This is a genomic window from Neisseria sp. HMSC070F02 (assembly GCF_001814225.1).
GTDB classification, from domain to species: domain Bacteria; phylum Pseudomonadota; class Gammaproteobacteria; order Burkholderiales; family Neisseriaceae; genus Neisseria; species Neisseria meningitidis.
The window spans coordinates 1-14,121 of record NZ_KV815473.1; the positions used below are offsets into that span (position 1 = coordinate 1).

At 51.9% G+C, this 14,121-nt stretch carries 10 protein-coding genes and 2 pseudogenes; 5 read left to right on the forward strand and 7 right to left on the reverse strand.

Features of this window, described 5'->3' with window-relative positions; translation table 11 throughout:
* The 5 genes and pseudogenes from HMPREF2959_RS13010 to HMPREF2959_RS08175 form a co-directional block, all read right to left on the reverse strand.
* Positions 1-249, reverse strand: a pseudogene (locus HMPREF2959_RS13010) (hypothetical protein); the annotation flags it as partial.
* Positions 250-259: 10 nt separating this feature from the next.
* On the reverse strand, positions 260-2,350 hold the full coding sequence (uvrB, locus tag HMPREF2959_RS08165) for an excinuclease ABC subunit UvrB (RefSeq protein WP_180295931.1): 2,091 nt from the start codon (positions 2,348-2,350) through the stop codon (positions 260-262).
* A gap of 146 nt (positions 2,351-2,496) precedes the next feature.
* Positions 2,497-2,559 (reverse strand): annotated as a pseudogene (locus tag HMPREF2959_RS13015) (transposase); the annotation flags it as partial.
* A 99-nt stretch (positions 2,560-2,658) separates the two neighbouring features.
* Entirely contained in the window at positions 2,659-4,143 is a 1,485-nt protein-coding gene (locus HMPREF2959_RS08170) for a S41 family peptidase (protein ID WP_002226303.1), read from the reverse strand.
* Between the two features lie 126 nt (positions 4,144-4,269).
* Complete coding sequence (locus HMPREF2959_RS08175) at positions 4,270-6,075, reverse strand: peptidoglycan DD-metalloendopeptidase family protein (RefSeq protein WP_002238000.1); 1,806 nt, start codon at positions 6,073-6,075, stop codon at positions 4,270-4,272.
* 328 nt (positions 6,076-6,403) lie between these two features.
* Between HMPREF2959_RS08175 and HMPREF2959_RS08180 the strand changes: the two genes are divergently transcribed.
* From HMPREF2959_RS08180 to ruvX, 3 genes are read left to right on the forward strand one after another with little or no spacing between them, the layout of a single operon-like run.
* Positions 6,404-6,964 (forward strand): CreA family protein, encoded by a 561-nt coding sequence (locus HMPREF2959_RS08180; protein ID WP_002217027.1) that lies wholly within the window; start codon positions 6,404-6,406, stop codon positions 6,962-6,964.
* Position 6,965: 1 nt separating this feature from the next.
* Positions 6,966-7,514, forward strand: coding sequence for a YqgE/AlgH family protein (locus HMPREF2959_RS08185; RefSeq protein WP_019273641.1), 549 nt, complete (start codon positions 6,966-6,968; stop codon positions 7,512-7,514).
* On the forward strand, positions 7,507-7,962 hold the full coding sequence (gene ruvX, locus HMPREF2959_RS08190) for a Holliday junction resolvase RuvX (RefSeq protein ID WP_070696669.1): 456 nt from the start codon (positions 7,507-7,509) through the stop codon (positions 7,960-7,962). Before HMPREF2959_RS08185 ends, ruvX begins: the two co-directional genes overlap by 8 nt.
* A 9-nt stretch (positions 7,963-7,971) precedes the next feature.
* Here ruvX and HMPREF2959_RS08195 read toward each other — a convergent pair whose 3' ends face one another.
* Together HMPREF2959_RS08195 and HMPREF2959_RS08200 are read right to left on the reverse strand one after the other, a co-directional pair.
* Positions 7,972-8,628, reverse strand: a complete 657-nt coding sequence (locus HMPREF2959_RS08195; protein WP_002232607.1) for a fumarylacetoacetate hydrolase family protein — start codon at positions 8,626-8,628, stop codon at positions 7,972-7,974.
* Positions 8,629-8,690: 62 nt separating this feature from the next.
* Complete coding sequence (locus HMPREF2959_RS08200; protein ID WP_070696675.1) at positions 8,691-10,403, reverse strand: proline--tRNA ligase; 1,713 nt, start codon at positions 10,401-10,403, stop codon at positions 8,691-8,693.
* 694 nt (positions 10,404-11,097) lie between these two features.
* Here HMPREF2959_RS08200 and aceE point away from each other — a divergent pair.
* Positions 11,098-13,761 (forward strand): pyruvate dehydrogenase (acetyl-transferring), homodimeric type, encoded by a 2,664-nt coding sequence (aceE, locus tag HMPREF2959_RS08205; protein ID WP_002240592.1) that lies wholly within the window; start codon positions 11,098-11,100, stop codon positions 13,759-13,761.
* A 149-nt stretch (positions 13,762-13,910) separates the two neighbouring features.
* Positions 13,911-14,121 (forward strand): biotin/lipoyl-containing protein (locus HMPREF2959_RS08210; RefSeq protein ID WP_305800027.1); only part of this gene is annotated, 211 nt, incomplete at its 3' end.

Consider the following 14,121-nt stretch of genomic DNA (forward strand, 5'->3'; position numbering starts at 1 on the left):
TACACTAGTGTTGCACTTGAAATCCGAATCCAAGTATGTTTTATATAAAATACTTAACCCAAACAATTTATTTTTTTCAAATTTTCCTTCATTAGACATGCAATGATATAAACAGCAAAAATAAAATTTTTCCTGAAATTTAATAATAAACCCCGTTCCTGAAATAGCTACAAAACTATCTGATATATACATTATCTTTCTAATAGATTTACAACAAATTGACTCATAAATATCTTTCATCTTAATCATTTTTTACATCCTAAAATAATAAATTCTCCTTAATCCCCCGAATCCTATCCCGCAACACAGCCGCCTCTTCAAACTGCAAATCCCTAGCCGCCTGCTGCATGGCTTTTTCCAGTTTGGCGATTTCTTTAATTGCGTCTTCTTCGTTGTGGATTTCGCCGACTTTAACCTTGTTTTTGCCTTTCAGACGACCTTTGCCGCTGTCTTCTTCGTGGTACACGCCGTCGATGATGTCTTTGACTTGTTTTTTAATCTGCTGCGGCACGATGCCGTGTTCTTCGTTGAATTTAATCTGTTTTTCGCGGCGGCGTTCGGTTTCGTCGATGGCGGCTTTCATAGAGTCGGTGATTTTGTCGGCGTACAGAATCGCGACGCCGTTCACGTTGCGCGCGGCGCGGCCTATGGTTTGAATCAGGCTGCGGTGGGAGCGCAGGAAGCCTTCTTTGTCGGCGTCGAGGATGGCGACGAGGGAGACTTCGGGGATGTCCAAGCCTTCGCGCAAGAGGTTGATGCCGACGAGTACGTCAAACAATCCGAGCCGTAAATCTCTAATAATTTCAACGCGCTCTACGGTGTCGATGTCGCTGTGCAGGTAGCGCCCTTTGATGCCGAGTTCGCTGTAATAGTCGGTGAGTTGCTCCGCCATGCGTTTGGTAAGGGTGGTAACGAGTACGCGTTCGCCTTTTTGGATGCGGTCGTTGATTTCGCTCATTAAGTCATCAACTTGGGTGGCGACGGGGCGGATGATGATTTGAGGGTCGACCAGCCCTGTGGGGCGGACGACTTGTTCGACCACTTGTCCGGCGTGTTCTTCTTCGTATTTGGCGGGGGTGGCGGAAACGAAGACGGTTTGCGGCATGACTTTTTCAAATTCGTGGAATTTGAGCGGGCGGTTGTCGCGGGCGGAAGGTAGGCGGAAGCCGTAATCGACGAGGTTTTGCTTGCGCGATGCGTCGCCTTTGTACATGCCGCCGATTTGTGTGACGGTAACGTGGCTTTCGTCGATGAACATGATGGCGTTGTCGGGCAGGTAGTCCATCAGCGTGGGCGGCGGTTCGCCTTCTTTTTTGCCGGAGAAGTGACGGGAGTAGTTTTCGATACCTTTGCAGAAGCCCATTTCGTAGAGCATTTCGAGGTCGAAACGGGTGCGCTGTTCGATGCGTTGTTGCTCGACGGGACGGTTTTCTTTGGTAAAGAAATCAATGCGTTCGCGCAATTCTTCTTTGATGGACTCGCAGGCGCGCAATACGGTGTCGCGCGGGGTAACGTAGTGGCTGGACGGGAAGACGGTGTAGCGGCCGACGCGTTGGTGCAGGCTGCCTGAAAGCGGGTCGAACATATCGAGGCGGTCGATTTCGTCGTCAAACAGGCTGATACGCAAGGCGTTTTCGGAGCTTTCGGCGGGGTACACGTCAATCACGTCGCCGCGCACGCGGAAGCTGCCGCGTTTGAAATCCAAATCGCCGCGTTCGTACTGCATGGAAACGAGCGTGGCGATGATGTCGCGCTGCTCGATGGTGTCGCCTTCTTTGACGGACAACACCATTTGTTGATACTCAGTCGGGTCGCCGATACCGTAAATGGCGGACACAGTGGCAACGATAATCACGTCATCGCGCGTCATCAGGTTTTTGGTGGCAGAAAGGCGCATTTGTTCAATGTGTTCGTTGATCGCACTGTCTTTTTCGATGAACAAATCGCGGCTTGGCACATAGGCTTCGGGTTGGTAATAGTCGTAGTAGGAGACGAAATATTCCACCGCGTTTTCAGGGAAAAACTCGCGCATTTCGGCATAAAGCTGGGCGGCAAGGGTTTTGTTGTGCGCCATGATGATGGCGGGTCGGCCGCTTTGGGCGATGACGTTCGCCATGGTGTAGGTTTTGCCCGAACCGGTTACGCCGAGCAGGGTTTGGTAGGCAAGGCCGTCTGAAAGCCCTTCGAGCAAGCCGGCAATAGCGGTGGGCTGGTCGCCTGCGGGCGGGAAGGGTTGGTGGAGTTTGAAGGGGGAATTTGGGTATTGGATAACTTCCATAATCTTGCCTGTGATGCGTTTGCGGACAAAGTGTGTAGTAGGGATGGGTCGGAAACGTCTTTCAGACGGCATAAGGCGGTGAAATCCTGAATGTATGCCGTCTGAAACCCAATCGCTACCCAAGTATAGTGGATTAACAAAAACCAGTACGGCGTTGGCCTCGCCTTAGCTCAAAGAGAACGATTCTCTAAGGTGCTGAAGCACCAAGTGAGTCGGTTCCGTACCATCTGTACTGTCTGCGGCTTCGTCGCCTTGTCCTGATTTAAATTTAATCCACTATAATTGCCGCACGGTTCAAATTCCGGTAAAAAATCGCTCATAACCTGTCCTTTCAAACATAATATGCCGTCTGAAATCCTTTCAGACGGCATCGTAAAAACCTACTTCTTATCTTTTTTATCTTTCTTATCTTTATTTGAAACCGGCTTTTTCGCCGCCAGCCCCAAAGACTTCTGCCACTGCTCGGGCGACTTGACCAAATCCAAAGCTTTCCGCAACTGGTCGTCTTTGGCAGGGTTGGGAATCCGCCTTGAAGACAAATCCTCGTCCTTTTTCTTTTTACCTTTTTCTTTTACAGCGGGCTTATCCGCATCTTTTTCAAGCGGCACGGCAAGGGTTTCACTGTTCACATCCTCGCCGCCCAAAGGATTGCCGATGTGTCCGACCAAATCCGCCTCGCGGCTTTCAAAAATGCGTTCCTTATCTTTTACTTCGACATCGGGAACAATCCCCTGCGCCTGAATAGAACGGTCGTTCGGCGTATAATACAGTGCCGTTGTCAGCTTGACCGCGCTGCCGTTGGACAAAGGAATCAAAGTCTGAACCGAACCTTTGCCGAAGCTCTGCGTACCGACGATGACCGCGCGTTTATGATCCTGCAATGCACCTGCGACAATCTCCGACGCGGAAGCCGAACCGGAATTGACCAATACCGTCATCGGTATGGTTTTCAACTCGGCAGGAATGCCCGCCAAAGAATCGCCGCCCATCCCGTACACATAATCTTCAGGAACGGCTTTCAGTACCATGCGGTCTTTGCCGTCGCGTCCCTTGGTGCTGACGACGACTGCTTCAGACGGCAGAAACGCCGCCGACACGCCGACCGCGCCAGTCAAAAGCCCGCCGGGGTCGTCGCGCAAATCCAACACCAGCCCCTTGAGCGGTTTTCCTTTATTTTCCTTTACCAGCTCTTTTGCGGCGGTATTGACGCTTTCGACCGTCCGCTCTTGGAACTGCGACACGCGGATATAGCCGTAATCGGGTTCGATCAGGTGATGGCGGACGCTTTTCACTTTAATAATGGCACGGGTCAGGTTGACGACTATCGGCTTGTCGGCATTTTTGCGCGACAGCGTCAAAGTAATCTTCGTACCCGGCTTGCCCCGCATTTTCTTCACCGCTTCGCTGACCGTCATGCCGCGTGTCGAAACATTATCGATTTTCACAATGAAATCGCCGCTTTTCACCCCCGCCCGTTCCGCAGGCGTGTCCTCAATCGGCGAAACCACTTTGACAAATCCGTCTTCCTGCCCGATTTCCATCCCCAAGCCGCCAAATTCGCCGCTGGTGGACTCCTTTATCTCGGCATAACCTTTTTTATCCATATATTCGGAATGCGGATCCAAACCGGCCACCATACCCTTCATCGCACCTTCAAACAAATCGGCATCGGGTTTGTCCTGATAGTAGTTTGCCTTGATTTGACCGTAAACCTCCGCCATTGTGCGGATGGATTGCACCGGCAGGACTTCGTTATCCCGCCTGTCCTTCTCGGCGGCAAAACCCTGCACCGCCAGACTGACGGCCACGCCGCTGATTGCACCCAAAGTATAAAGTGCGATTTTCTTAAAAACAGGTTTCGACATTCTTCTTTAACTTTCTCTCTTGATTTCCAAAAACCGGAAAATACAGGTACGGCAAACGGCAAACTTCACGGAACAGCGCACCATATCGGCACGATTTGCATAAAGCCTACCGTTTCGGCAATCCGATCAACGTATCCAGCTCGAAGGGTTCAATACCTGACCTTGATAACGTATTTGCAGGTAAAGCCCCTCTTCCCCGTCCGGCAGCGACCCGCTCGAGCCGATTTTGCTTCCTGCCGCGACCATATAACCCTTGCCGACGGAAATTTCGCTCAAACCGGCATAGATGCTGATGTAGTTCTCGCCGTGATCGACCACGACCACTTTGCCGTAGCCGTCCAACTCGTCCGCATAGCTTACCGTTCCCGACGCAATGCTTTCAACCGTTGCCGGTGCAGTGGAATAGAACACGCCTTTCCAAACATCGCCGCCGCTCCGGTTCTGCCCGAAAAGTCCGGTCGGCACACCGTCAACCGGTTTTTTCAAACGTCCTTGCATGCGGCTGAAACCGTCGGCACTGCCGATACCCATAACCGAAGGCGCTTGGATGTTCCTGTCTTCGGCGGTCAGGTTGGACATTTCCGCACGTCGTGCTTCAGCCTTCTGCTGCGCCGCTTCTTTTCTGGCTTTTTCGGCTGCCGCCAGTCTGGCTTCAGCCAATTTTCTTTTTGCTTCCGCATCCTGAATGCGGTGTTCGGCCTTTTTCTTCTCCAAATTGCTCAAGAGCTTGTTCAGCTGCTGCTCGTTCCCTTTCTGTTCCAGCAGTTTTCGGGCATCTTTGGCGATTTTGGCATTCTGTCTGCGGCTTTCCGTCTGTTCCGCCGCATCGGTTACACCCTGTTTTTTCAGCAGGGATTGCACGTTTGCCTGAATTTTCTTCAAACGGGCAAGCTCATTGTTGATTTTCTGCTCTTGTACCGCCAAAGCCTTCTGCTGTTTTTCCAAATCCTTGACAACTTCCCGATTGGAGGCGTTTACATAACGCGTATAACGCAAAAAGCGGTTTTTCTGACCCGGTTCGGCGTTTTTCAGGAACAGGGCAACCGCATTCGGCTGGCTGTTTTTATAGTTCCCCGATACGAAACGGGAAATCTGCGCTTTCGTAGCGGCGACTTCCGTTTTCAAACGGTTCAGCTCGGTATTGAGTTTTTGGAACTTGTCCCAAGCCTCGCGCTGTTTGCGGTTGACGGAAGCAAGGTTGCCGCGCGCCTGACGGATACGCTCTTGGCGGATACGTTCTTGGCGGATACGCTCTTCCTGAAGCTGCTTGAGGGAATTGCTGACATGAAGCAGCATTCCTTCGCTTTGTTTGAGCAGGGCTTTTTTGTTTTCGACATCATTGGTGGCAGCGGCAACGGCGGCTTTCAATTCGTCGGAATCGGTTTTGGCATTTTTCTCTTCCCTGTATTTTTTGTCCTGTTTCACTGCTTTGCCGTTCTTGTCGGAACGGACTTTTTTATTTGCAGAAACAGTGTCTTTTTCCGCCTTGCCGCCCTTGCGCGGATTGCCCTGTCCTTTTGCCTCTTTTTTGCCTTGTTTGTTTTCAGGCTGTGTTTTTGCGTTTTTTTCTTTGGATCCGGACACGGGCTTGCCATGTGCCTTTTTGTGTTCCGCCTTCGATTTCTTATCCCCTTCGCGTCCTTTGCGCGCAGACTGCCTGGATGTCGCCTCCTTCTCTGCTTCTTTGCGGTTTTTGGCGGTTTTTTTGGACTCTTTGCCCTCTTTTGCCGCCTCTTTGCCGCCTGTTTTTTTATCTTTCACTGCGCCATTTTTGCCTTTTTCTTTTTTGCCTTCCGCCGCTTCGGGCTGTTCTTTTTTGTTCTTCGTCTGTTTTTTCACTTCGGCGGAACGGTTGTGTGCCGCGTCGTGGGCGGCAACGGCGGGCGTGGAAAAAACGAGCATCAGGGCAAGCAGAAGGGGTTTGTAGCGCATGGTTCGACCTTCGGAAAAAGTTGGATAATACTGAAGGCTGCACGAAAGCAGCCGGACGTTTGGATTATACTGTCAGTTATGCCGTCTGAAAATGCCGTTTGCCCAATCTTGCGCCTTCTTTGCGCGGATACTTGCAATCGGCTCAAACAGCCTTATATTGTGCGTCATATTTTCAATGCCGCAACGGATATTGTGTTCCGACACACAGGGTAGCACATTAAGCCGCATACCGTTATGTTGCCCGATTTTGGGAACGTGCGCCCCTCCAAACAAAGCAAGCCCTGCCGCCTTCACGGAAAACGGGGATTCAACCGATAAGGAAATTTTGATGAACAGACTGCTACTGCTGTCTGCCGCCGTCCTGCTGACTGCCTGCGGCAGCGGCGAAACCGATAAAATCGGACGGGCAAGTACCGTTTTCAACATGCTGGGCAAAAACGACCGTATCGAAGTGGAAGGATTCGACGATCCCGACGTTCAAGGGGTTGCCTGTTATATTTCGTATGCAAAAAAAGGCGGCTTGAAGGAAATGGTCAATTTGGAAGAGGACGCGTCCGACGCATCGGTTTCGTGCGTTCAGACGGCATCTTCGATTTCTTTTGACGAAACCGCCGTGCGCAAACCGAAAGAAGTTTTCAAACACGGTGCGAGCTTCGCGTTCAAGAGCCGGCAGATTGTCCGTTATTACGACCCCAAACGCAAAACCTTCGCCTATTTGGTGTACAGCGATAAAATCATCCAAGGCTCGCCGAAAAATTCCTTAAGCGCGGTTTCCTGTTTCGGCGGCGGCATACCGCAAACCGATGGGGTGCAAGCCGATACTTCCGGCAACCTGCTTGCCGGCGCCTGCATGATTTCCAACCCGATAGAAAATCCCGACAAACGCTGATATGAACCTCTCCAACCACTTTCTCGTCGCCATGCCCGATATGGAAGACGCGTTTTTTTCACAATCGGTCGTCTATATCTGCAAACACGATGAAGACGGCGCACTCGGCATCGCCATCAACAAACCCTCTCCGATTACGATGGACATGATTTTTTCCGCCACCGGCAAAAACATCCCCATGCGGATGCAGCACGACAGCGTGATGATGGGCGGGCCGGTGCAAGTCGAGCGAGGTTATGTCGTGCATACCCCGATCGGCAACTGGCAAAGCAGTATCGGCGTTTCAGACAATATCGCGCTAACTTCTTCCCGAGACGTGATTGAAAATATTTCACGCGAAGGTGCGGTTGACAAAGCCTTGATCAGCATAGGCTATTCAAGCTGGGGAAAAGGCCAGCTCGAACGCGAACTTGCCGACAATACGTGGCTGACTGTTCCCGCCGACGAACACATCCTGTTCGACATCCCCTACGAACACCGTTACGCCGCCGCATTCGCCAAACTCGGCATCGACCCGCTCGCCCTGTTTTCGGGAGCCGGCCATGCATAAAATTCCAAAAGGAACGGCACTGGCATTCGACTTCGGCGAAGCGCGTATCGGCGTGGCACAAGGAGACGCGGAATTAGGGCTATCCCATCCTTTGAGCACCGTTACCGGCGGCAGCAACGATGAAAAGTTCGCGGCAATCGCCAAGCTGGTTCAAGAATGGCAGCCGCATTATTTTGTCGTCGGACTGCCCGTGCATACCGACGGCACGAAACATGAAATGACGCACCTGTCGCGCAAGTTCGGACGCAGGCTGAACGGCAGGTTCAATCTCCCCGTCTATTGGGTTGACGAACGGCTGTCGTCTGTCTATGCCGAAAGCCTGCTTTCGGAAGCACAGGTCTTCGGCAAAAAACGCAAATCGGTGCTCGACCAAGTGGCGGCGCAAGCCATCTTGCACGGTTTTTTCGAGGGCGGTCCGGCGGAATGTTTCAACGGGCGTGAGGGTTAAGCGGCGCGGTTAACACCCTACCGTGAAAGAGGCGCGCACCAAGCCGTCCAGCTCCAATGCCAAATTGTCCCCCGCACCGATTGCGCCCACGCCGGAGGGCGTTCCGGTAAACACCAAATCCCCTTTCCCCAAACCGTAATCCGCCGCCAGTTTGTGTAAAATTTCCCGAATCGGGTAAATCATCAAACCGGTATCCCCGCGCTGTTTCAATACGCCGTTTTGTTTTAATGAAAACAACACCTTCTCGGGATTGCTGATTCTGCCTGCCGCCGCAAAATCCGACACGCACGCGGAATGCCTGAACCCTTTTGCCTTCAGCCAGGGCAGCCCCTGCGCCTTCAGATGGCATTGGATGTCTCGCGCGGTCAAATCCAAACCCACGCCGTACCCCGCCACACATCCCAAAATATCTTCACCCTCTCCCATGCCGTCTGAATCCTTACCGACCAGCAGCACGAGTTCGCACTCAAACTGCACATCCCTACTGAACTCGGGCAGTAAGATTGTACCGCCGCTATTCAAAATGCTGCCTGACGGCTTCATAAACACCACAGGTTCGGAAGGTATTTCGTTTTTTAACTCTTCAATATGTGCGGCATAGTTCCTGCCGATACAGAAAATATTGCCGACCTCGACTGCTTCTCCTTCTAAAAATACTGAGGCCACTTCACTTTCTCCCCAAATAAAAATGCCGTCTGAAATTATTTTCAGACGGCATTTGACCAAGCTTACCCATTTAATGAAGCTGTTACACGCGCAACAATTTCTCCGATTGCAACTGCCTGCGCTTCGTTGTTGCGGCGTTCGGCGTATTCGACATTGCCTTCTTTCAAGGCGCGGTCGCCGATGACGATGCGGTGCGGGATGCCCAACAGCTCGGAATCGTTCAGCAATACGCCTGCGCGTTCGTCGCGGTCATCCAGCAGCACATCCGCGCCTGCCGCCAGCAATTCGGCATAGATTTTGTCGGCGGCTTCGCGTACGGTGTCTGATTTTTTGTAGTTCATCGGCACGATAACGACTTCAAACGGCGCCATTGCTTTGGTCCAGATGATGCCTTTTTCGTCGTTATTCTGCTCGATGGCGGCGGCGACGACGCGGGTGATGCCGATACCGTAGCAGCCCATTTCCATGATTTGCGATTTGCCGTTGTTGTCAAGGAAGCTTACGTTCATGGCTTGGGTGTATTTGTCGCGCAATTGGAAAACGTGTCCGACTTCGATGCCGCGCGCCAGTTTCAGACGGCCTTGCCCGTCGGGGCTTTCGTCACCTTCGACGACATCGCGCAAATCGACAAATTCAGGCTCGGCAGCGTCGCGCCCGAAGTTGAAGCCGGTGTAGTGGTAGCCGTCTTCGTTCGCACCGATGACCCAGTCCCCGTCTTTTTCAGTGGCGAAATCGGCATAAACTTTACCTGCAAAGCCGACCGGACCCAGCGAGCCGCCGTTTGCGCCGAACTGTTCGACAATCGCGGCAGGACTTGCCATCGTCAATGGCGATTTCACGCCTGCGAGTTTTTCGGCTTTGATGTCGTTGAACTCATGGTCGCCGCGCAACAGCAATAAAACGATTTCGCCTTCGTTTTCGCCTTCAACCACGATGGATTTGAGGGTTTGTTCAACCGGAATATTCAGGAATTCAACCAAAGACTCAATGGTTTTGACGTTTGGCGTGTGTACTTTGACGAGTTCTGCCTGAGCAGCGGCGCGTTCGCCTTTAAGCGGCAAGGTCGGGGCCAACTCGATATTGGCGGCGTAATCGGAAGTGTCGCTGTACGCAATAACATCTTCGCCGCTTTCCGCCAACACTTGAAACTCGTGCGAACCCGTACCGCCGATGCTGCCGGTATCTGCGGCAACGGGGCGGAATTCCAAGCCCAGACGGGTGAAGATACGGCAGTAAGCGTCATACATGGCATCATAGGTCGTCTGAAGCGAGGCGTAGTCGGTATGGAAGGAATAAGCGTCTTTCATGACAAACTCGCGCGCACGCATCACACCGAAGCGCGGGCGCACTTCGTCACGGAATTTGGTTTGGATGTGGTAAAAGTTTTTCGGCAGTTGTTTGTAGCTGTTGATCTCTTTACGCACGATGTCGGCGATGACTTCCTCGCAGGTCGGGCCCATGCAGAAATCGCGGTCGTGGCGGTCTTTCAGGCGCAGCAGTTCTTTACCGTAAAACTCCCAGCGGCCGGATTCCTGCCACAGCTCGGCAGGCTGCACCACCGGCATCAGCAGCTCCACACTGCCCGCGCGCGCCATTTCCTCGCGCACGACGTTTTCGACTTTGCGTAACACGCGCAGCCCCATCGGCATCCAAGTATAAAGGCCGGACGCGTTGGCTTTAATCAGACCGGCGCGAATCATCAGCTTGTGGCTGGCAAGCGCGGCTTCGGCAGGGGCTTCTTTTAAAGTAGAGATAAAGAATTGGCTGGCTTTCATAAAAGTATTTTTCCAAACAGGCAAATTCAAAAGTAAATCGGGTGCAGATTGTAACGCGAAAAAAGCAGGTTTTGCACCAACCTCCAAAATTCACCCCCTGCCCCAAGCGCGGGACAAATCCCATAACAGACGGCAAAAACATGACCAGAAACATCATATTGAACATAAGCACATGATTTTTATAGATTTAAATGTGCCTATTTTTTAATCAAAATAAGCGTACATTTGTTGCGTAAGACTTTTTTAACACAAGCCGTGGCTTATCAACACGGTTATCCACAAAGCTTGTGTATAGATTTTCTACAATAGGAAAATTGCCGACAGAGACATAATGATTCGATATACCACAATTCCGAAAAAATATCGCCAAAATCAAACAGAATATTTCGAAATCAAAAAGACTTGACCTTACCAAACGCCAACTTCAGTATAAAACCTGCTTTTACAGGCATGGTTATTTGCCAGCAGACCCGATTGCTGATAGGATTTCGTGTGGAGCAGATCGAACATTTTTTTCAAGTTTTCCCTTGTTTCCAAAACTTTTATAATTTTTTGAAAACATTAAACTTAAATTATTTTTTTTCGGTTTGATTTAGAAATTTTCGTTTTTGCTTATTATTTTTCACAAACGAAAATAAAGGGGTTGGCTACACCCTCCCTGCCGATTAAACACTCAACATAAAGGATAGATACTATGTCCACCCAATTACACGATGTTGACCCTATCGAAACCCAAGAGTGGCTGGACGCGTTAAGCTCCGTCCTCGAATATGAAGGCGGCGAACGCGCGCAATACCTCTTGGAAAACCTGGTCAAATACTGCCGCGACAAGGGCGTACGTATGCCACACGGCACGACCACCCCGTATTTGAATACCGTTTCGGTTGAAAACGAAAAAGGCATTCCGGGCGACCAAAACATCGAACACCGCATCCGCGCATTCGTGCGCTGGAACGCCGCCGCCATCGTATTGCGCGCCGGCAAGAAAGATTTGGAACTGGGTGGGCACATCGCATCTTTCCAATCTGCCGCCACCATGTACGAAGTCGGTTTCAACCACTTTTGGAAAGCCAAAGGCGAAGGCGAAGAAGGCGATTTGGTCTTCTTCCAAGGTCACGTCGCCCCGGGCATCTATGCACGCGCATTCGTCGAGGGCCGTCTGACCGAAGACCAGCTGAACAACTTCCGCCAAGAAGTGGACGGACACGGTCTGCCTTCCTATCCGCACCCCCACCTCTTGCCCGACTTTTGGCAGTTCCCGACCGTATCCATGGGCTTGGGACCCATCATGGCGATTTATCAGGCGCGTTTCCTGAAATACTTGGAATCGCGTGGTTTGGCAAAAACCAAAGGCCGTAAAGTATGGTGTTTCTGCGGCGACGGCGAAATGGACGAACCCGAATCTCAAGGTGCAATCGCACTGGCTGCACGCGAAGGCTTGGACAACCTGATTTTCGTCATCAACTGCAATCTGCAACGCTTGGACGGTCCGGTACGCGGCAACGGCAAAATCATCCAAGAATTGGAAGGCAACTTTGCCGGCGCCGGCTGGAATGTCGTCAAAGTCATTTGGGGCCGCCGCTGGGACCGCCTCTTGGCGAAAGACAAAGACGGTATCCTGCGCCAACGTATGGAAGAATGTTTGGACGGCGACTACCAAACTTACAAATCCAAAGACGGCGCGTATGTGCGCGAACACTTCTTCAATACGCCCGAACTGAAAGCATTGGTTGCCGATATGACCGATGAGCAACTCTGGGCATTGAACCGCGGCGGCCACGACCCGCAAAAAGTGTACAACGCCTACGACCGCGCAGCGAACCATGCCGACGGCAAACCTACCGTCATCTTGGCGAAAACCATTAAAGGTTACGGTATGGGCGCATCCGGCGAAGGTCAGAACGTTGCCCACCAAGCCAAAAAAATGGACAAAGCGTCCCTGAAACAATTCCGCGACCGCTTTGACATTCCGGTTACCGACGAACAAATCGAAAGCGGCGATCTGCCTTACCTGACTTTTGCCCCCGATACGGAAGAATACAAATACCTGCACGCACGCCGCGATGCTTTGGGCGGCTACCTGCCGCAACGCAAACCGACGCAGGAAGTATTGGAAGTGCCCGAGCTGTCAGCATTCGACGCACAACTCAAATCCAGCGGTGAACGCGAGTTCTCGACCACGATGGCATTCGTCCGCATCCTGTCCACTTTACTGAAAGACAAAAAAATCGGCAAACGCGTCGTACCTATCGTTCCCGACGAAAGCCGTACTTTCGGCATGGAAGGTATGTTCCGCCAATACGGTATTTGGAATCCGAAAGGTCAGCAATATACCCCTCAAGACAAAGACCAACTGATGTTCTATAAAGAATCCGTTGACGGTCAAATCTTGCAAGAAGGTATTAACGAACCGGGCGCGATGGCCGACTGGATTGCGGCTGCAACCAGCTACGCCAACAGCAACTTCGCCATGATTCCGTTCTACATTTACTATTCTATGTTCGGTTTCCAACGTATCGGCGACTTGGCTTGGGCGGCGGGCGATATGCACGCGCGCGGCTTCCTGCTGGGCGGTACTGCCGGCCGTACGACACTGAACGGCGAAGGCCTGCAACACGAAGACGGCCACAGCCACATCCAGGCCGACCTGATTCCGAACTGCGTATCTTATGACCCGACTTTCCAATACGAAGTCGCCGTCATCGTACAAGACGGTCTGCGCCGTATGTATGCCAATAATGAAGACGTGTTCTACTACATCACCCTGATGAACGAGAACTACACCCATCCGGATATGCCCGAAGGTGCGGAACAAGACATCTTGAAAGGTATGTACCTGCTGAAAGCCGGCGGCAAAGGCGACAAGAAAGTCCAACTGATGGGTTCCGGTACGATTTTGCAAGAAGTGATTGCCGGTGCCGAGCTGCTGAAAGCCGACTTCGGCTTGGAAGCAGACATTTGGTCTTGCCCATCCTTCAACCTGCTGCACCGCGACGCTGTCGAGGTAGAACGCTTCAACCGCCTGCATCCGCTGGAAGCCGAAAAAGTACCTTTCGTTACTTCCCAACTGCAAGGTCATGACGGTCCGGTTATTGCCGCTACCGACTATATCCGCAGCTATGCTGACCGTATCCGCGCCTACATCCCGAACGACTACCACGTCTTGGGCACTGACGGTTTCGGCCGTTCCGACAGTCGCGCCAACCTGCGCCGCTTCTTTGAAGTGGATCGCTACAACGTTGCCGTGGCCGCATTGGCCGCATTGGCGGAACAAGGCAAAGTCAGCAAAGAAACCGTTCAACAAGCCATTGAGAAATACGGCATCAAAGCCGATTCAGCTCCTAGCTGGAAACGCTGATTGATGTTTCAGACGGCCTGTTTGCCCCATTCCGACATCAGGCCGTCTGAAAACCGAATGCCCGAATGGTTTGAGCAGACAAACCGTACCGATGCCGCCTGAAGCAGCTTTCAGACGGCATCCAATTGAAAAAGATTAAAGGAACTCAAATGAGTATCGTAGAAATCAAAGTCCCCGATATCGGCGGTCACGAAAACGTCGACATCATCGCCGTAGAAGTTAAAGCGGGCGACACCATCGCCGTTGACGACACCCTGATTACTTTGGAAACCGACAAAGCCACGATGGATGTGCCTGCCGATGCGGCCGGTGTCGTGAAAGAAGTTAAAGTCAAAGTCGGCGACAAAATCTCCGAAGGCG

What these genes read in the sequence shown, in the direction of transcription:
- uvrB (WP_180295931.1), bottom strand. Translation starts at nt 2,350, where the DNA reads ATGCCGTCTGAAAGACGTTTCCGACCCATCCCTACTACACACTTTGTC.
- HMPREF2959_RS08200 (WP_070696675.1), bottom strand. Translation starts at nt 10,403, where the DNA reads ATGAAAGCCAGCCAATTCTTTATCTCTACTTTAAAAGAAGCCCCTGCC.
- ruvX (WP_070696669.1), top strand. Translation starts at nt 7,507, where the DNA reads ATGCATAAAATTCCAAAAGGAACGGCACTGGCATTCGACTTCGGCGAA.
- HMPREF2959_RS08175 (WP_002238000.1), bottom strand. Translation starts at nt 6,075, where the DNA reads ATGCGCTACAAACCCCTTCTGCTTGCCCTGATGCTCGTTTTTTCCACG.
- HMPREF2959_RS08180 (WP_002217027.1), top strand. Translation starts at nt 6,404, where the DNA reads ATGAACAGACTGCTACTGCTGTCTGCCGCCGTCCTGCTGACTGCCTGC.
- HMPREF2959_RS08185 (WP_019273641.1), top strand. Translation starts at nt 6,966, where the DNA reads ATGAACCTCTCCAACCACTTTCTCGTCGCCATGCCCGATATGGAAGAC.
- HMPREF2959_RS08170 (WP_002226303.1), bottom strand. Translation starts at nt 4,143, where the DNA reads ATGTCGAAACCTGTTTTTAAGAAAATCGCACTTTATACTTTGGGTGCA.
- aceE (WP_002240592.1), top strand. Translation starts at nt 11,098, where the DNA reads ATGTCCACCCAATTACACGATGTTGACCCTATCGAAACCCAAGAGTGG.